This window comes from Lawsonibacter sp. JLR.KK007 (assembly GCF_036941135.1).
In the GTDB taxonomy this organism is placed as follows: domain Bacteria; phylum Bacillota; class Clostridia; order Oscillospirales; family Oscillospiraceae; genus Lawsonibacter.
Genome location: NZ_JAYWSY010000001.1, coordinates 1,507,903 through 1,526,152, shown reverse-complemented (window position 1 = coordinate 1,526,152; position 18,250 = coordinate 1,507,903). Strand labels below are relative to the sequence as shown.

Sequence of the window (18,250 nt, the reverse complement as noted above, 5' to 3'; positions counted from 1 at the left end):
CAGAATTTATACTTGCGTGAGTATGAACGAAATGTTATACTTTCCGTGTCGAAAAAGCAAGAATCCGCCCTTGCCTTGCGGCGGGGCGGTTTTCGGATTCGGAGGGTATATCATGGGACATTGCTTTAGTCACCTGACAAAGACAGACAGATACAGGCTGGAGGACGCTTTGCTGGACGGAAAGAAGCCGAAAGAGATAGCGGAAAAACTTCACGTTCACGTTTCCACCATTTACCGGGAGATCAAACGCGCCCGCATGATTCACCGCAATTCGGACTGGACGGAAGAAGAACGGTATAACCCGGACGAAGCGGAACGGAAGTATCAGGAGAATTTACGAAAAAAGGGCGCTGATCTGAAAATCGGGAACGACCGTGAACTTGCGGATTTTCTGGAAAAGAAGGTGCTGGAGGACGGATATTCCCCCGCCGCCGCTCTTGCGTCGATCAAGCTGGAGGGCAAGACGTTTTCAACCTCTATTTGCGTAAGCACATTTTACAGCTACATAACAAAGGGCGTTTTCCGCTTCCTGACGAATACGGACTTGCCGGAAAAGCCGAAAAGAAAACGGCCCTATAAAAAAGTTAAGACCATGAAGCGACCGCCGCGGGGGGAGAGTATCGAAAAGCGCCCGGCGGAGGTTGACGCGCGCGAAACGTTCGGACATTGGGAGGGGGACACGGTTTACAGCAAAAAGGACGGGTCAAAGGCCCTGTTCGTCTTAACAGAGCGGTTGACCCGCGAAGAAATCATTATGCGGATAAAGGACAGAACCGCGGAAAGCGTGATAAAGGCGCTGGACCGTATCGAACGGAAATACGGGCCGGTTCTGTTCAGAAAAATTTTTCAGACGATCACATTTGACAACGGCGGGGAATTCGCCGACGTGGACCGGATGGAGCGGTCCCCCCTCCGAAAGACCTTGAAGCGGACAAAGGTTTATTTCTGTCACCCGTATTCGTCCTATGAACGCGGGTCAAATGAATGTCAAAACAAAATGATTCGGCGACCCTTTCCAAAAGGAACCGATTTCGGCAACGTGACCGACGCGGAGGTTGCGCGGGCTGAACAGTGGATGAACAACTATCCGCGTAAAATATTGGGGTGGAAAACGTCTGAAATGTTGTTCAGGGAGTGCGTCGCCGCCCTGATTTGACCCGCTCAAAAAATTTTATATTTTTTTCGCATTTACTCTTGACATTTCCGTTGCAAAAACCTCGTCTATAGGTTATACTATCTCCATCCTAGAGATAAACGGAGGAACCATTTATGACCATCACAAAAGACACCGTTATTGGCGACATCCTGAAGGTCGCGCCCCAGGCCGCCCCCATCTTTATGGGGATCGGTATGCACTGCTTGGGCTGTCCCGCCTCCCAGAGCGAGACGGTGGAGCGGGCCTGCATGGTCCACGGCGTGGACGTGAACGAGCTGCTGGCTCAGGTCAACAAGCTGATCGGCAAGTGAGGAACATAACCGCCCTCCCCGGAGGGCGGTTATGTTTACTCTTTACAGCTGGAATATTTTATGGTATGATAGGTACAAATGTTCGAAGGACGAGGTGGTATGGATGAAGCTCTGCGTACTGATGGGCAGCCCCCGGAGGGAGGGGAACACCGCCGCCCTGCTGCGCCCCTTCCTGGAGGAGTGCAAGACCATGGGGGTGGACGCTGAGACGGTCTGGCTCTGTGACAGGAGGATCAGTCCCTGCCAGGGGTGCAAGACCTGTCAGGATGTGCTGGACGGCCTGGGCTGCATCCAGGAGGATGACCTCCAGGCGGTGTTTCAGGCCATGCTGGACTGTGACGTCATCATCCTGGCCACCCCCATCTACGCCTTTTTCTGTACCGCCCCCATGAAGGCCCTGCTGGACCGGGTCATCTACGCCGGAGTGAAGAACTACGGGAGAGAGAAGGGACCCAGGCTGCTGGAGGGGAAACGTCTGGCCTCCATCGTCACCTGCGGCTATCCCCCGGAGGAGGGGGCCGGTCTTTGGGAGGAGGGGCTGAAACGCTTCTGCCGCCACGGGGGGCTGGAGTACATGGGCCTGTTCTGCCGCCGTGACTGGGGCGGACGGGAGCCCTTTATGAACGGGGAACGGGAGCGGGCGGTCCGGGACTTTGCTCAGGCCATCCAGCTGTCCATCCGGGAGGCGGAGCTGTGAGGCGGCCGGAGCTGTCCCCCCGTCTGCGGACGGTGGAGGAGCTGGTCCCGGCGGGGGTTCGGCTGGCCGACGTGGGCACCGACCACGCCTACCTCCCGGCGGCCCTGATCCTGGAGGGGAAGATCCCCTGGGCCATCGCCGCCGATCTGCGCCGTGGCCCTTTGGACCGGGCCAGGGCCACCGTGCAGGAGTACGGCCTGACGGGGAAGGTGGCCTTCCGGCTGTGTAACGGTCTGACGGGCATCCAGCCCGATGAGGTGGACGTTGTGGCCATCGCGGGCATGGGCGGAGAGACCATCGCCGCCATTTTATCCGCCGCCCCCTGGGTCCGGAAGCGGGACGTGCCGCTGGTTCTCCAGCCCATGTCCTCCATGCCCGAGCTCCGCGGGTGGCTCCAGAAAAACGGCTTTTCCATCGTGGAGGAGCGGTTGGCCCAGGAGGGGGATACCCTCTATACCGCCCTGCTGGTCCGGGCGGGGGAGATGTCCCCCCTGTCCCCGGCGGAGCTGTGGGCGGGAAAAAATACAGCGGACCCTCTGCGGGGGACCTGGCTGGACCAGTGGATCGCCCGGACGGGCCGGGCCCTGGAGGGCATGGCCCAGGGCAGGGGAGAGGAGGTCCTCTCCCGCCGCAAGGCGCTGGAGGAGGTTCGTGCGGGCCTGTTTGACATGAAAAAGGAGTGGGAATTGTGGCAACGGTAAAGGAAGTCTACCAGTTTATTGATCAGATCGCCCCCTTTGACACCCAGGAGGGCTTCGACAATGCCGGCTTTCTGGTGGGCCGGGGGGACCGGGATGTGACCAAGCTGCTGGTGGCCTTGGACATCACCGCCGAGGTGGCAGAGGAGGCGGCCGGCTGGGGGGCGCAGCTGATTGCGGCCCACCATCCGGTGATCTTCAACCCGGTGAAGTCGGTCACCGATGAGACGCTGACAGGCCAGGTCCTGCTGGCGCTGGCGGAGAACAGGATCGCCGCCATCTGCGCCCACACCAACCTGGACGCCGCCCACGGCGGGGTGAACGGCTGTCTGGCCCGGACGCTGGAGTTGACAGACCTGGGCCAGCTTCGGCAGGCGGGGGTGGACAGCCAGGGCCGTCCCTACGGCATCGGCCGGGTGGGGACGGTCCATCAGCCGGGGCTGTCCGCGGCCCAATACGCCGCCTTTGTGAAGGAGAAGCTGGGGGCCGCCTCGGTGCGCTTTGTAGACGGTGGACGGCCTGTCTGCAGGGTGGCAGTGGGGGGCGGCGCCTGCGGCTCCATGATGGAGGACGCCATCGCCCAGGGCTGCGACACCTTTGTCACCGCCGACCTGCGGTACAACAACTTCCTGGACGCCAAGGCCCTGGGGCTGAGCCTGATGGACGCGGGCCACTTCCCCACAGAGAACGTGGTGTGCGCTCCGCTGGCCCGGCGGCTGGCCAAGGCGTTCCCGGAGGTGGAGGTGCGGGTGTCCCAGGTTCACCGGGAGGTCTATTTGGATGTATAAGCGCAAAAAATCGGACGGGAAAGGGCTGGCGGGCCTGCTTCTGCTGCTGTTTCTCCTGCTGATGGTGCGAAACTGCGCCTGTGGCTTTGAATATTTTCCCCAGCTGGATGACTACATCCAGTACCACAACTATCCCTCCGCCGAAAGCTTTCGGGCGCTTCAGCAGGCCACCGGCCTGCTGGCCTCCCGTCCGCTGGCGGGGCTGGCGGACTATTTCCTGTGGGGCCCCATGTTTGACCACATGATCCTGGGGGTTGCCCTGATCTCCCTGCTGTACGCAGGGACCGCTCTGCTGTTCTGGAGCGTTCTCCGGCGGTATTTCCGTCTCAGCCCCCTGTTCCCGGTGATCGTGGCCCTGCTCCCCCTTGGGATGGAGGGCGTCTACTGGATGTCCGCCTCCACCCGGGTGGTGGTGGGTATGTTCTTCGCCGTCCTGGCAGCCTGGACCTTTCTCCGCTGGCTGGACGGGGATGGTCTGGGCTGGCTGCTGCTCTATCTGCCCCTGCAGCTGCTTCCCTTCGGCTTCTACGAGCAGGCGGGCATCCTCTCCGTCACCCTGACGGTGGGGACGGCCATTCTGGAGCGGCTGCTGGGCCGGAAGGAGTTCCGGAGCTGCGCTGTCTCCCTGTGGGGGGCGCCCGCGCTGGGGCTGTATTTTCTCTTTACCCACCTGATGGCGTCGGGAGGTGTATACAGCAGCCGGGCGGAGATCATCCTGCCCTTCAGCCGCTACTACTGGACGGTCTTTTTCCCTGACATCATGGGGCAGATCCGGGACGTGTTCCTGAAGGGCGGCTTCCTTACGCTGGTGAAGGGCTTTGTGCGGGGAATCGGAATGATCCCCTCCGGACTGTTTGTGTGTGTGCTTGGGGTGCTGGTTCTGTGTGTAGGCTTCGGCCTGGCGGCCCGCCGTCTGGTGGATGAGGAGCCGGGCGCGGACCGCACCGGACTGGCGGTCCTGTCCGGCCTGCTCCTGGCGGCTGGGCCGGTGAGCCTCTTTCTGATCTTGGGCAACCCCTGGTTCTCCCTGCGGGGGGCGGTGACCTCCTTTCCGGGGATTGCTCTGGTGGTGGACGCCCTTCTGGTTTGGCTGTGGGACAGGCTGCCCCTCCAGCGGGGCGGGCTGGCCGCCCTGGCTGCGGCTGCGGCCTTCGTCTTCTGCGTGGCCGGGGCCAGCGAGGTGGCGGACTACCGTGATACCACCTACTACGATTGGAAGGCGGCCCATCTGGTGATCGACTCCCTGGAGGCCCACGGGCTGGACCAAACGTCCGGACGGGTGGGCATCCTCAATCTGGAGGCGTCCTATCTGTCCAACCAGAACTTCTTCTGGCACGAGCACATCCATGGCTGCACCGAGAGCGAGTGGGCCTTTGCCGGCCTGCTGTCGGCGCTGGGTGGGGAGGACCTGCCCCCTGTGACCCCTCTGCCCTCCGACCCCATGTACCGCCAGTGGAACCGGGAGGCCAACCACCCGGAGAGCTTTGCGGTGCTGTACTGGTACAACGGGGCCTATTTGTACCCGGTGGAACTGGAGAAGACGGGGGAGGAGGAGTGGCTGGTGCAGAGCCAGTCGGGACAGGTCTTGGGCCGTATCTTTGAGGAGGACGGCATCGGCTATATCCGTCCCGCCCGGTAGAACATTTTCGAAAAAACTGCTTGCAATCGGGAAAAAGCTGTGATATACTGCATTGGTCTGAATAACGGGCGGTCCTCTGCGGCGACCTTGAACAGGAACAGGGCCGGAATGAACGCCTATACAACAGGAGGAAATTTTCATGGATCTGATGAAAGCATTTACCGAAAAGTACACAAAGGCCGAGCCCCCCAAGGTGTCCATCGGTGACACGGTCCGCGTTCACCTGCGGGTGAAGGAGGGCAGCCGGGAGCGTATCCAGGTCTTTGAGGGCACCGTCATCGCCAAGAAGCACGGCGGCATCGAGGAGAGCTTTACCGTCCGCCGCATCTCCTACGGCATCGGCGTGGAGAAGGTGTTCCCCCTCCATGCTCCCTCTGTGGAGAAGGTGGAGGTTGTCCGCAAGGGCAAGGTGCGCCGCGCCAAGCTGTACTACCTGCGCGACCGCGTGGGCAAGGCCGCCAAGGTCAAGGAATTGCTGTGATTCAAAAAAGGAGCGGCTGTGCCGCTCCTTTTTCTTAAATTTGACTGTGTTTGTTATGGAGATTTCGTATGGATTACAGGATAAGAGCGATGAAAGAGTCAGAATATCCTCTGTTGAAGCATTTTTTATATGAGGCGATTTTTGTGCCGGAAGGAACGGCTCCGCCGTCGAAATCCATATTGGAAATCCCGGAACTGCAAGTTTATATTGCCGGTTTTGGACACGAGGAACATGACCGGTCTCTCGTTGCGGAGGTGGACGGCAGGGTTGCGGGAGCGGTCTGGGTTCGTATGATGAACGATTATGGACATATTGACAATGAGACGCCCTCCTTTGCAATTTCTCTGTACAGGGAATACCGGGGCCTTGGAATCGGAACCGAACTGATGAGGCGGATGCTTGCCATTTTGAAAAGCTGTGGGTATGAGAAGGCGTCCCTTGCGGTTCAAAAGGCCAACTATGCGGTTAAACTGTATCAGAATACAGGCTTTGAGATTGTCGGTGAAACGGAAGAGGAGTATATTATGGTAAATCGTCTGGGATAACAGGCTTACATGCCCAGCAGCGCCTTTTGCGCCAGCCCCAGCGCCAGCAGGTGGGCGGGGTAGAAGACGTACCACAGGTACTTGTCCCCCGGGAAAGTGGGACCCTTCTTTCCGTTGTAGAAGAAGGTGAACGCCACCCCCAGCAGAGGCCCCACCGCGTTGATGCACAGCATATGGAGCCACCGCCAGGTAAAAAGCTGTTCAGAGAAAAGCATCCAGGCCAGCCTGTACCGGGACAGGGGCATGAGAAACAGCCACAGCAGGGCCTTTTTCCGAACTGGCCACTGTTCGGTGAGATAAAATACCAGGATGAAGAGAAGATAACGCCCCTTTCCCTCAGCGAGGGCGAAATGCTCGGCGGTGATTACCATCCCGGCGGCCAGGACATACCCCAGCCCGTCCCGCTTCCCGTTGCCCCAGTCCATCAGCCGCAGGGTGAGCAGGCCCAGCAGCAGGGTGAACATGATGTTCCCATGGAAGCCGAACAGGAGATAGTAGGGATACTCCGCCAGGCAGGCGAAGACCAGCAGCCGCAGGGCGTACTTTTTAAAGTTGCGGGTGTGGCGGTAGCCGTTGGCAATGGAGAACAGGAAGATGGGGGCGGCGATGCGGCCGATGTAGTCGGTGGCCCGCTGGAGAACCAGCAGCGCCGGGATGGTCTCGGCAGCGTCGGGGAAGAACAGGACCTCCACCGTCAGGGCCAGCGGCCAGACGTAAGTGACGTGGTCCCACAGCATGGACAGCAGGGCGATGATTTTTAACGCGAAAAAACTCAATGTGGTTCCCTCCTTAAAAAAATGACAGGGAGAGGATACCAAACATTTCTTACAAAAAAGCGGTCAAATTCCTTACAAATTTCTGAAAGAAGGGTGGAGCGGATGAAGCGGATTTGGAAGATCATTGTGATTGGGGTGTGCAGCGGACTGGTGTTAGTCGCCCTTCAAATGGCGCTGCACATCGACCGGGATGTTTTTCTGCGCTGGTATTGGGCCGCAGCGGCAGTCGTTGTGCTGGGGGCAGTGCTGGTCAATGTGGGTTACACTATTTTTTACCAGAAGAGGATGCAAAAGCTGGTTCCGCTGCTGGAGGCCCAAAAGCCCCGGGAGTACATCGCCGGAGTGGAACAGCTTCTGAAAACCGCCAAGGGGCAGAGTCTGAGAAATATTTTGACGATGAACCTCTCCGCCGGGTATATTGACCTGAAGGAGTTTGGCAAAGCCATCGAGCTGCTGGAGGGAATCTCGGACAGGAGGCTGGTGGGCACGGCGGTGAAGACGGTCTGCCGGCTGAATCTCTGCACCTGTTATTTTCAAACCGGGCAGGGGGAGAAGGCTCTGGCGCTGTATCGTGACAGCCAAAGCATTTTTGAAGCCCAGCGGAAGGGCGGGCTGTATGGGGGAAACATCGCGATTGTGGATATACTGGCGGCCATTCAAAAGCAGGAGTACAGTCAGGCGGAGCAGCTGCTGGACCGTGCGCGCCAGACCTGGAACGCCCCTCGGTTCCAGGAGGCGTTTCAGGAGATTGAGCACGTCCTGACGGAGATCAAAAAGGAGCAGAAGCTATGAACATCCAATGGTACCCCGGCCACATGACCAAGACCCGGCGGCAGATCGAGGCCGATCTGAAGCTGGTGGACGTGGTGGTGGAGATCATCGACGCCCGCATCCCCGTCTCCAGCCGCAACCCGGACATCGACGCCATCTGCGCGGGCAAGCCCCGGCTGATCGTCCTCAACCGGGCCGACCAGGCTGACCCGGCTCAGAACAAGGTCTGGACCGCCCGCTTCCGCAGCCAGGGCTGCTCCGTGCTGGAGACAGACGCCAAGACCGGACGGGGGATCAGCCAGTTTTCCGCCGTCATCCAGGGGGTGCTCAAGGACCAGATTGCCAAATGGCGGGAGAAGGGCCAGGTGGGCCGTCCGGTGCGGGCCATGGTGGTAGGGGTGCCCAACGTGGGAAAATCCACCTTCATCAATAAGGTGGCCAAAAGGAAGTCGGCTAAGGCCAGCGACCGCCCCGGCGTCACCCGGGGGAAGCAGTGGGTCCATGTGGACCAGGGCCTGGATCTGCTGGACACGCCCGGCATCCTCTGGCCCAAGTTTGAGGACGAGCTCACCGGCATGCACCTGGCCTTCACCGGTGCGGTGAAGGACGAAATCATGGACGTGGAGACGCTGGGCTGTCACTTCATGGCCCTGCTGGGGGAGCGGTACCCCCAGGCGCTGCTGGACGCCTATAAGCTGCAGGAGCTCCCCCTCCGGGAGGAGGGAGAGAACGACGTGACCTGGGGCTACCGGCTTCTTCAGGCCGCCGCCGCCAAGCGGGGGATGCGCGTCTCCGGCGGCGGGTTGGACACCGAACGCATGGCCCGGGTCCTCCTGGACGAGTACCGGGGCGCAAAGCTGGGAACATTCACCTTGGAGGCGCCGGAGGCGTAACAGGACCCCTTGGCAAAGAAGGTCTCTGGTGGAGCTATGCATGAACGCCCCCGGCGGGGGGGACGAAGGGAGCGGAAATTGATGAGTTTTTGGCAGTACGAACAAGAAGCGATGGAGGAGGGCCGCGCCCTTGTCTGCGGCTGCGACGAGGCGGGGGCAGGTCCTCTGGCCGGGCCGGTGTACGCGGCGGCGGTGATCCTGCCCGTTGGGGAGGACATCCCCGGCCTGGACGACTCCAAAAAGCTGACCCCCAAACAGCGGGATAAGCTGTTTCCCGTCATCCAGGAGAGGGCGCTGGACTGGTCGGTGGCCTGGGTGGACGCCAAGGAGATTGACGAGACAGACATCCTCAGCGCCCGGATGAGGGCCATGCAGCTGGCCATTGACGGCCTGTCCCAAAGGCCGGACTTCGCCCTGGTCGACGGCAACCGGGATCACGGAAAATCCGCCGCCATCACCACGCCCCACCGGTGTCTGGTGAAGGGGGACAGTCTGTCCGCCTCCATCGCGGCGGCCTCCATCTTGGCCAAGGTGAGCCGGGACCGGTTTATGGAGACCATGGCGCAGCAGTATCCGGAGTACCGCTTTGAACGGCACAAGGGCTACCCCACCAAGCTCCACTACCAGCTGCTGCGGGTCCACGGGCCCAGTCCCATCCACCGCCGGACCTTTTTGAAAAACCTGTGAGCGGTCAGGACAGCCGCCGGAAGGGACGCTGGGGGGAGGAGCTGGCGGCGAAGTACCTGCGGGACAAGGGGTATTCCATCTCCGCCGCCAACTGGCGCTGCCGCTTGGGAGAGGTCGATCTGATCGCGGAGGACGGGACATACCTGTGCTTTGTGGAGGTCAAGCTGCGCAAAAGCGCCGCCTATGGGAGCGCGGCGGCCTTTGTGGACCGGCGGAAGCAGGACCGGCTGCGCGCCGCCGCCCTGCTCTATCTGTCCCAGCGCCCGGTGGACCTCCAGCCCCGCTTCGACGTGATCGAGATCTACGCGGCCCAGGGCGAAGCCACGCCCCGGCCGGAGATCATCCACCTGGAAAACGCCTTTTCTTGATAAATCTCTTGACCATTTTCCAGAAAACTGGCATAATAGAAGCCGACAATACAAAGGTAAGGAAGGATCGACATGCGGTATATCAGCACGCGGGACAACACCATCCAATACTCTGCCGCCCAGGCCATTGCCCAGGGCCTGGCCAGGGACGGGGGACTGCTGACCCCCTTCTACATCCCAAAGCTGCCTGGCAAGGCGCTGGAGGACATGCGGGACATGGCCTACCAGCAGCGGGCAGTGTACATCATGAAGCAGTTTTTGGAGGAGTTCTCCGTCCGGGAGCTCACCGACTTTGCCAACGCCGCCTACGGCCCGGACAAGTTCGACTCCCCGGCGGTGGCCCCGGTGCGCACGGTGGACAGCAATACCCACTGCCTGGAGCTGTGGCACGGTCCCACCTGCGCCTTCAAGGACATGGCCCTGCAGATGCTGCCCCATCTGCTCACCGCCTCCCTGGTGAAGACCGAGGAGGAGAAGACGGTGTGCATCCTGGTGGCCACCTCCGGCGACACGGGAAAGGGGGCGCTGGAGGGCTTTAAGAATGTGCCGCGCACCAGGATTCTGGTGTTCTACCCCAAGGACGGGGTGTCGGAGGTCCAGGAGCTGCAGATGGTCACCCAGGAGGGGAGCAACGTGGGGGTGTCCGCCGTGGTGGGCAACTTTGACGACGCCCAGACCGGCGTGAAGCGGCTGTTCTCCGACGCGGCCCTGCGCCAGGAGCTGGCCGACAAGGGGTATTTCTTCTCCTCCGCCAACTCCATCAACTGGGGCCGGGTGCTGCCCCAGATCGTCTACTACATCTCCGCCTACTGCGACCTGCTCCGGGATGAGAAAATCGCCCCCGGCCAGACGGTGAACGTCTGCGTCCCCACCGGAAACTTCGGCAATATCCTGGCCGCCTACTACGCCCGGGAGATGGGCCTGCCCATCGATCAGCTGATCTGCGCCTCCAACCGGAACAATGTCCTCACCGGCTTCCTGCGGGAGGGGGTCTACGACCGGAACCGGACCTTCTACAACACCATGTCCCCCTCTATGGACATCCTCATCTCCTCCAACCTGGAGCGGCTGCTGCTGGCCCTCACCCAGGACACAGCGGAGGTCGCGCACTACATGAACCAACTGTCCGAGACGGGGAAATATCAGGTGGGCGACCGGGTGAAGGAAAAGCTGCAGAGGCGGTTCAAGGGCTACTTCTGCGACGACCAGGAGACTCAGCGGGTGATCCGGGCCATGTTCGAGGCCAACGGCTACCTCATCGACACCCACACCGCCGTGGCCTTCTCCGCCCTGGAGCAGTACCGGCAGGAGACCGGGGACGACACCCCCGCCATCGTGGCCTCCACCGCCAGCCCCTTCAAATTCTGCTCCAGCGTGCTGGCGGCTCTGGGAGAGACCAGCGCCGCCTCCGGACTGGACGCCCTGGACCAGCTCACCGCCCGGACGGGCCAACCCGCCCCCGCCCCTCTGGCCGGGCTGCGGGACAAGAAGGTCCGCTTCACCCAGGTGGTGGAGAAGGAACACATGGTGGATGCAGTGCGGTCCCTGCTGGAGTGAGCCATGTCTCTGTACGCCATTGGAGACACCCACCTGTCCCTGGCCAGCGGCAAGCCCATGGACGTGTTCGGCGGCAGCTGGACGGGCTACGTGGACAAGCTGCGGGAGGGCTTTCAGGTCGTGTCCCAGGAGGACACCGTGGTGATATGCGGGGACGTATCCTGGGGCATGAGCCTGGAGGAGGCCCGGGAGGATTTTGCCTTTCTGGACGCCCTGCCCGGAGGGCGCAAGCTGCTCCTCAAGGGCAACCATGACTACTGGTGGACCACTGCCAGCAAGATGAAGCGCTTTTTTGAGGAGAACGGCTTTTCCACCCTGGACATCCTCCACAACAACTGCCGCCTCTATGGAGACACCGCCCTGTGCGGCACCCGGGGCTGGTTCTATGAGGAGGACCGGGGGGAGCACTCCGCAAAGATCTTCAGCCGGGAGCTGATCCGGCTGGAGGCGTCCCTGAAGGCGGCGGGGGAGCAGCAAAAAATCTGCTTTCTCCATTATCCGCCCCTGTACCAGGGGTACCGCTGTCAGGAGATCATCGACCTGCTGGAGCGGTACGGGGTGGAGCTGTGCTGCTACGGCCACCTCCACGGGGGGAGCCACCGCCTGGCCGTTACCGGACGGCAGGGGTCAGTAGACTATCGTCTGGTGGCCGCCGACTATGTGGGCTTCCGGCCGGTGTGCATCCTGTAGAAGCATAAAAGCCTCCCTTGGGGCGTGTTTTCGTATTTGGCCCCGTCAAAATGCCTGATTAGGATGTTCGTTGAAAATAAAAAAGGAAAAAATCAGGGAAATTTCAAAAAAAGACTGTTCAAGCGGCCGCGTATCTGGTAAAATATCGTGGCGAAAGTAAAAAGGCCCCGCCGCCAAGACGCTGAGACGGGACCGACAGGAGGAAATTGACAAATGAAGGTCACCAGTGTTGAGAAGAAAGAAAAGAGCACCGTTGAGCTCACCATCCAGGTGGAGGCCGGTCAGTTCGAGGCTGCCGTTCAGAAGGTTTATCTGAAGCAGCGCGGGCGCATTAACGTCCCCGGCTTCCGCAAGGGCAAGGCCCCCCGGAAGATCATCGAGGGCATGTACGGCTCCGGCGTGTTCTATGAGGACGCCATCAACGAGGTCTACCCCGCTGCCTACGAGGAGGCCGTGAAGGAGCAGGGCCTGGACGACGTGGGCTACCCCAAGATGGAGATCGTGGAGGTGGGCAAGGAGGGCTTTACCTTCAAGGCGCTGGTCTCCGTCCGCCCCGAGGCCAAGCTGGGCGAGTACAAGGGCCTGACCGCCCCCAAGGAGGAGGCCAAGGTCACCGAGAAGGACATCGACGAGGAGCTCAAGCCCTATATCGACCGTGCCACCCGTCTGGTCAGCGTGAAGCGCAAGGCCAAGAAGGGGGACACCGCCGTCATCGACTTTGAGGGCTTCGACAACGGCACCCCCTTTGAGGGCGGCAAGGGCGAGAACTACGACCTGAAGCTGGGTGCGGGCATGTTCGTCCCCGGCTTTGAGGAGCAGGTCATCGGCATGAAGGCCGGTGAGGAGAAGGACATCGACATCACCTTTCCCGAGGACTATCACGCCGACCTGGCCGGCAAAGCGGTGGTCTTCCATGTGAAGTGCAACGAGGTGAAGGAGTCCCAGGCCCCCGAGGTGGACGACGAGTTTGCCAAGGACGTGTCCGAGTTTGAGACCCTGGCCGACTTCCGAAAGGACCTGGGCGACAAGCTGCTGGAGCGGAAGAAGGCCCAGGCCCAGGCCGACTTTGAGAACGACATCATGGAGCAGCTGGTAGAGAACATGGAGTGCGAGATCCCGGATGGGATGGTGGAGAGCCAGACCGACCGGCTGATGGACGACTACGCCATGCGCCTCCAGAGCCAGGGCATCCCCATGGATCAGTACATGTCCATGATGGGCATGACCCCCGAGATGATGCGGGCCTCGGCTAAGCCCTCCGCCCTGAAGCAGGTGCAGATGGAGCTGGCCCTCACCGCAGTGGCCAAGGCGGAGAACATCGAGGTCTCCGACGAGGAGTATGAGGCGGAGATCGCCAAGCTGGCGGAGCAGTACAGCATGGAGGCGGATCAGGTGAAAGCGGTTGTGACCGCCGATACGCTGAAGAAGGACCTGAGCCTGCGGAAGGCCAGCGAGCTGGTGCTGTCCAGCGCCAAGGAGGGCAAGGCTAAGAAGAAGGCCGCCCCCAAGAAGGCTGCCAAAAAAGAAGACGAGGGCGAGGAGAAGCCTAAGCGCACCCGGGCCAAGAAGAAGACCGAGGAGCCTGCTGAGGAGTAAACTGGAATACGTCCCGGGGCGGTTTTGGCCGCCCCGGGCGCACGTGTCTATCAAACGGAATGAATTTTCCCTGCAATGGGTATAATCAGGTATCTCAACTGAAAAAGGAGTATCAACATGAGCTTAGTTCCCTATGTAGTAGAACAGACCAACCGGGGCGAGCGGTCCTACGACATCTTCTCCCGCCTGCTCAACGACCGTATCATCATGCTGTCTGAGGAGGTGAACTCCACCACCGCCTCTTTGGTGGTGGCTCAGATGCTGTATCTGGAGGCCCAGGACCCGGACAAGGAGATTCAGTTCTACATTAACAGCCCTGGCGGCTCGGTCACCGACGGCATGGCCATCTACGACACCATGCAGTACGTCAAGTGCGACGTGTCCACCATCTGCATCGGCATGGCAGCCTCCATGGGCGCCTTTCTGCTGTCCTCCGGGACCAAGGGCAAGCGGCTGGCCCTGCCCAATTCGGAGATCATGATCCACCAGCCCTCCGCCGGCACCCAGGGCCAGATCACCGATATGGCCATCCACCTGCGCCGGCTGGAGATCATCAAAAGCCGGATGAACCGCATCCTGTCCGAAAACACTGGCAAGTCTATCGAGGTGGTGACCGCCGACTGCGAGCGGGACAACTTCATGACTGCCCAGGAGGCTATGGAGTACGGTCTGGTGGATAAAGTGATTGACAAACGGTAATTCCCAAGAAATTGAGGTGTATCCCATGGCAAACAATGATGAGAGAAAGGTCCGCTGTTCCTTCTGCGGCAAGCACCCGGATCAGGTGCAGCGGATGATCGCCGGTCCCGGGGTGTATATCTGCAACGAGTGTGTCAACCTGTGTATGGAGGCCATGGGGGCGGAGCCCCTGCTGCTGGACGACCTGGAGCAGTTCCCCGGCGACATTCCCGACGTGATCCCCACCCCCAAGGAGATCCACGCCGTTCTGGACCAGTATATCATCGGCCAGGAGAAGGCGAAGGTGGCCCTGTCGGTGGCGGTGTACAACCACTATAAGCGCATCTACTTTGGCGGGGCGGAGGACGTGGAGCTGCAGAAGAGCAATATCCTCCTGATGGGTCCCACCGGCTGCGGAAAGACCCTCTTCGCCCAGACCCTGGCCCGGGTGCTGAAGGTGCCCTTCGCCATTGCCGACGCCACCACTCTCACCGAGGCGGGCTATGTGGGCGACGACGTGGAGAATATCCTCCTGCGCCTGGTCCAGGCCGCTGATTACGACATCGAGCTGGCCGAGCGAGGCATCATCTATATCGACGAGATGGATAAGATCGCTCGGAAGAGCGAAAATACCTCCATCACCCGGGATGTGTCCGGCGAGGGCGTGCAGCAGGCCCTGCTGAAGATTCTGGAGGGTACCGTGGCCAACGTCCCCCCCCAGGGCGGGCGGAAGCACCCCCACCAGGAGTTCATCCAGATCGACACCCATAACATCCTGTTCATCTGCGGCGGCGCCTTTGACGGTATCGACAAGATCATCGAGCACCGCCTGGACAAACGTTCCCTGGGCTTCGGCGCCGAGATCAAGAGCAAGAAGGAGCAGAACGTAGGAGAGCTGATGAACGAGATCCAGCCCCAGGATCTGCTGAAGTACGGCATCATCCCCGAGCTGGTGGGCCGCATGCCAGTGGTCACCACCCTGGAGTCTCTGGACCGGGACCAGATGGTGCGCATCCTCACCGAACCCAAAAACGCCCTGGTGAAGCAGTACCAGGTGCTGCTCAACTACGACGAGGTGGAGCTGGAGTTCACCCAGGAGGCGCTGGAGGCGGTGGCCGACCGGGCGGTGGCCCGGGAGATCGGCGCCCGGGGCCTGCGGGCCATCCTGGAGGAGGTCATGAACCAGATCATGTACGACATTCCCTCCGAACCCACCATTGTCAAGGTGACCATCACCGGCGCGTGCGTCCGGGACGGGGTCCCGCCGGAGCTGACCCATGACCCGGAGCGCACCCAGCGCCCCAAGCTGGGCAAGGCCAGCGTTCAGGTGGAGCAGCCCCGCCGCCGGGACCACGGCCGCGCCGGATAACTGAGGAGACGTCAGACGCCCCGCCCTATGGGAGCGGGGCGTCTGTGCTATCCTGAAAACAGGCTCCCTTGCGGGGCCTCGCATCCCTGGAAAGGAAGTGAAGCGACATGAGCAAGGAATGGGATATCCTCCACACTGCCACCATGCCAGCCATCGCTCTGCGGGGGCTGACGGTGTTTCCCAATGTACTCATCCACTTTGAGGTGGCCCGCACGGCCTCGGTTCGGGCTCTGGAGGCGGCCATGACCGCTGGGAGTCCTGTATTTCTGGTGGGCCAGAAGGACATCTCGGTGGAGGAGCCGGAGCTGGATGACCTATATCAGGTGGGTACCATCTCCAACATCCGCCAGATCCTCCGCATGCCGGGGGACAACGTGCGGGTGATGGTAGAGGGGGCGGCCCGGGGCCGCCTGCTCCAGCTGCTGCGCACCGACCCCCATCTGGAGGCGGAGGTGCAGGAGATCGCCGTCCCCGCCTCCCCTGCCCGGGGGAGCGCCAAGACCGAGGCCCTGATGCGCTCCACCTACGATCTGTTTCAGAGCTACGCGGAGCTGTCCCCCAAGCTGGCCCCCGACCTGATGATTCATGTGCTGGCCAGCCAGGACCCCGGGCACATTGCCGACTATATCGCCCAAAACATCCCCATGCGCAACAGCGACAAGCAGTCCATCCTGGAGGAGCTGCGCCCCGCCCGGCGGCTGGAGAAGCTCCACCGCCTGCTGGAGCGGGAGGTGGAGATCCTCTCCTTGGACCAGGAGATTCAGGAGCGGGCCAGAGAGCAGATGAGCGACCACCAGCGGGACTACTATCTCCGGGAGCAGATGAAGGCCATCCAGACCGAGCTGGGGGAGGAGGCCGACGACATCGAGGAGTACCGGGAGAAAATCGCTCAGGCTGCCCTGCCCGATCTGGTGCGGGAGAAGCTGAACAAGGAGCTGGGCCGTCTGGCCAAGCAGTCCTACAGCTCCTCGGAGAGCACCGTCCTGCGCAGCTACCTGGATATTTGCCTGGAGCTGCCCTGGGGGAAAACTACCAAGGAGAAGATCAACGTGGCCGCCGTCCAGAAGGCGCTGGACCAGGACCACTTCGGCCTGGATAAGGTGAAGAAGCGGGTGTTGGAGTTTGTGGCCGTCCGCCAGCTGGCCCCTGAGCTGAAGGGGCAGGTCATCTGTCTGGTGGGCCCGCCGGGGGTGGGAAAGACCTCCATCGCCATGTCGGTGGCCAGGGCCATGAACCGGAAGCTGGCCCGCATCTCATTGGGGGGCGTCAGCGACGAGGCGGAGATCCGGGGCCACCGGAAGACCTACGTGGGGGCCATGCCCGGTCGCATCATCACCGCCATCAGTCAGGCTCAGAGCTGCAACCCCCTGATCCTGCTGGACGAGATCGACAAGCTGGGCCGGGACCACCGGGGGGACCCCTCCTCCGCCCTGCTGGAGGTGCTGGACGGGGAGCAGAATTCCACCTTCCGGGACAACTTTTTGGAGGTCCCCTTCGACCTGTCCCAGGTGATGTTCATCACCACCGCCAACACCACCGACACCATCCCCCGGCCCCTGCTGGACCGGATGGAGGTCATCGAGCTGTCCAGCTACACCGACGAGGAGAAGGTGCAGATTGCCAAAAAGCACCTGCTGCCCAAGGAGCGGGAGCGCCACGGCCTGACCAAGCCCCAGCTCAAGGTGTCGGACGGGGCGCTGCGGGAGATCATCGCCGCCTATACCAGGGAGTCGGGGGTCCGGGTGCTGGAGCGCCGTCTGGCCGCCGTCTGCCGCAAGGCGGCCATGAAGGTGGTATCAGAGGAGGCGAAAGCCGTTAAGGTTACCGAAAAGGACCTGGAAGAATACCTGGGTGTGCCCAGGTACCACCCCGAGCGCCAGGCCCTGGAGGAGCGGACCGGAGTGGTCAACGGTCTGGCCTGGACCTCGGTGGGGGGCGAGCTGCTGGAGGTGGAGGTCAACGTGGTCCCCGGTTCCGGCAAGGTGGAGCTCACGGGAAATCTGGGGGATGTGATGAAGGAGTCGGCCCACGCCGCCTTCAGCTTCATCCGCAGCCAGGCCGGCCGGCTGAACCTCCCTGCTGACTTCTACAAGGAAAAGGACATCCACGTCCACTTTCCCGAGGGCGCTGTCCCCAAGGACGGCCCCTCCGCCGGCATTGCCATCACCACCGCCATGGTATCCGCCCTGACGGGGGTCCCGGTGCGCCGGGGAATCGCCATGACTGGGGAGGTCACCCTCCGGGGACGGGTGCTGCCCATCGGAGGACTGAAGGAGAAGACCATGGCCGCCTTCCGCAACGGCATCAAGACGGTGATCCTCCCCGCCGATAACGCCAAGGACCTGGAGGAGATCGACCAGACCGTCCGCAAGGCCCTCCAGTTCATCCTGGTGGAACGGGCGGACCAGGTGCTGGCCAACGCCCTCAACAAGCCGGTGGATGCGGCGCCCGTCCGCAAGCGGGGGCGGCCCAGAAAGACCCCGGAGCTTCCCGCTGTCCCGCCCGCGTCCCAGGGGGAGGGCAGCTCCCGGATGAGCCAGTGAGGAGGGC

The 18,250-nt window shown here is 61.6% G+C and carries 19 protein-coding genes; 18 read left to right on the top strand and 1 reads right to left on the bottom strand.

The window, feature by feature from the left end; translation table 11 throughout:
- Positions 1–112: 112 nt before the first annotated feature.
- The 8 genes from VV088_RS08370 (at position 113) to VV088_RS08335 (ending at position 6,315) form a co-directional block, all read left to right on the top strand.
- Positions 113–1,156, top strand: a complete 1,044-nt coding sequence (locus tag VV088_RS08370) for an IS30 family transposase (RefSeq protein ID WP_325205551.1) — start codon at positions 113–115, stop codon at positions 1,154–1,156.
- 113 nt (positions 1,157–1,269) lie between these two features.
- A complete protein-coding gene (locus VV088_RS08365; RefSeq protein ID WP_334600248.1) occupies positions 1,270–1,467 on the top strand; it encodes a DUF1858 domain-containing protein in 198 nt (65 codons plus the stop codon).
- 103 nt (positions 1,468–1,570) lie between these two features.
- A complete protein-coding gene (locus tag VV088_RS08360) occupies positions 1,571–2,164 on the top strand; it encodes a flavodoxin family protein (protein ID WP_334600247.1) in 594 nt (197 codons plus the stop codon).
- Positions 2,161–2,865 (top strand): tRNA (adenine(22)-N(1))-methyltransferase, encoded by a 705-nt coding sequence (locus VV088_RS08355; RefSeq protein ID WP_334600246.1) that lies wholly within the window; start codon positions 2,161–2,163, stop codon positions 2,863–2,865. Before VV088_RS08360 ends, VV088_RS08355 begins: the two co-directional genes overlap by 4 nt.
- Complete coding sequence (locus VV088_RS08350; protein ID WP_334600245.1) at positions 2,853–3,650, top strand: Nif3-like dinuclear metal center hexameric protein; 798 nt, start codon at positions 2,853–2,855, stop codon at positions 3,648–3,650. Before VV088_RS08355 ends, VV088_RS08350 begins: the two co-directional genes overlap by 13 nt.
- On the top strand, positions 3,643–5,289 hold the full coding sequence (locus VV088_RS08345; RefSeq protein ID WP_334600244.1) for a hypothetical protein: 1,647 nt from the start codon (positions 3,643–3,645) through the stop codon (positions 5,287–5,289). Before VV088_RS08350 ends, VV088_RS08345 begins: the two co-directional genes overlap by 8 nt.
- Before the next feature lie 139 nt (positions 5,290–5,428).
- The gene (gene rplS, locus VV088_RS08340) at positions 5,429–5,770 is read left to right on the top strand and encodes a 50S ribosomal protein L19 (protein ID WP_334600243.1); all 342 of its coding nucleotides are present in this window, start codon (positions 5,429–5,431) and stop codon (positions 5,768–5,770) included.
- Positions 5,771–5,838: 68 nt separating this feature from the next.
- A complete protein-coding gene (locus VV088_RS08335; RefSeq protein ID WP_334600242.1) occupies positions 5,839–6,315 on the top strand; it encodes a GNAT family N-acetyltransferase in 477 nt (158 codons plus the stop codon).
- 5 nt (positions 6,316–6,320) lie between these two features.
- Here VV088_RS08335 and VV088_RS08330 read toward each other — a convergent pair whose 3' ends face one another.
- Complete coding sequence (locus VV088_RS08330; RefSeq protein ID WP_334600241.1) at positions 6,321–7,091, bottom strand: TraX family protein; 771 nt, start codon at positions 7,089–7,091, stop codon at positions 6,321–6,323.
- Positions 7,092–7,193: 102 nt separating this feature from the next.
- On the opposite strand from VV088_RS08330, the gene VV088_RS08325 reads away from it, so the two are divergent.
- The 10 genes from VV088_RS08325 to lon all read left to right on the top strand — a co-directional run bounded on the left by VV088_RS08325 (position 7,194) and on the right by lon (position 18,243).
- The gene (locus VV088_RS08325) at positions 7,194–7,883 is read left to right on the top strand and encodes a hypothetical protein (RefSeq protein ID WP_334600240.1); all 690 of its coding nucleotides are present in this window, start codon (positions 7,194–7,196) and stop codon (positions 7,881–7,883) included.
- Positions 7,880–8,755: a ribosome biogenesis GTPase YlqF gene (ylqF, locus tag VV088_RS08320; RefSeq protein WP_334600239.1), complete on the top strand. Its 876-nt coding sequence runs from the start codon at positions 7,880–7,882 to the stop codon at positions 8,753–8,755. Before VV088_RS08325 ends, ylqF begins: the two co-directional genes overlap by 4 nt.
- Positions 8,756–8,836: 81 nt before the next feature.
- Positions 8,837–9,442 carry a ribonuclease HII gene (locus VV088_RS08315; RefSeq protein ID WP_442913122.1) on the top strand — a complete coding sequence of 202 codons (606 nt, stop codon included), beginning with the start codon at positions 8,837–8,839 and terminating at the stop codon, positions 9,440–9,442.
- Positions 9,439–9,810: a YraN family protein gene (locus VV088_RS08310; RefSeq protein WP_334600236.1), complete on the top strand. Its 372-nt coding sequence runs from the start codon at positions 9,439–9,441 to the stop codon at positions 9,808–9,810. The genes VV088_RS08315 and VV088_RS08310 overlap by 4 nt, the downstream gene beginning before the upstream one ends.
- A 72-nt stretch (positions 9,811–9,882) precedes the next feature.
- The gene (thrC, locus tag VV088_RS08305; RefSeq protein WP_334600235.1) at positions 9,883–11,367 is read left to right on the top strand and encodes a threonine synthase; all 1,485 of its coding nucleotides are present in this window, start codon (positions 9,883–9,885) and stop codon (positions 11,365–11,367) included.
- A gap of 3 nt (positions 11,368–11,370) precedes the next feature.
- The gene (locus VV088_RS08300) at positions 11,371–12,057 is read left to right on the top strand and encodes a metallophosphoesterase (RefSeq protein WP_334600234.1); all 687 of its coding nucleotides are present in this window, start codon (positions 11,371–11,373) and stop codon (positions 12,055–12,057) included.
- Positions 12,058–12,270: 213 nt separating this feature from the next.
- The gene (gene tig / locus VV088_RS08295; RefSeq protein ID WP_334600233.1) at positions 12,271–13,653 is read left to right on the top strand and encodes a trigger factor; all 1,383 of its coding nucleotides are present in this window, start codon (positions 12,271–12,273) and stop codon (positions 13,651–13,653) included.
- Positions 13,654–13,770: 117 nt separating this feature from the next.
- Positions 13,771–14,352: an ATP-dependent Clp protease proteolytic subunit gene (locus VV088_RS08290; protein WP_334600232.1), complete on the top strand. Its 582-nt coding sequence runs from the start codon at positions 13,771–13,773 to the stop codon at positions 14,350–14,352.
- 25 nt (positions 14,353–14,377) lie between these two features.
- Complete coding sequence (gene clpX / locus VV088_RS08285; protein ID WP_334600231.1) at positions 14,378–15,700, top strand: ATP-dependent Clp protease ATP-binding subunit ClpX; 1,323 nt, start codon at positions 14,378–14,380, stop codon at positions 15,698–15,700.
- 107 nt (positions 15,701–15,807) lie between these two features.
- The gene (gene lon / locus VV088_RS08280; RefSeq protein ID WP_334600230.1) at positions 15,808–18,243 is read left to right on the top strand and encodes an endopeptidase La; all 2,436 of its coding nucleotides are present in this window, start codon (positions 15,808–15,810) and stop codon (positions 18,241–18,243) included.
- The last annotated feature ends 7 nt before the right edge of the window (positions 18,244–18,250 follow it).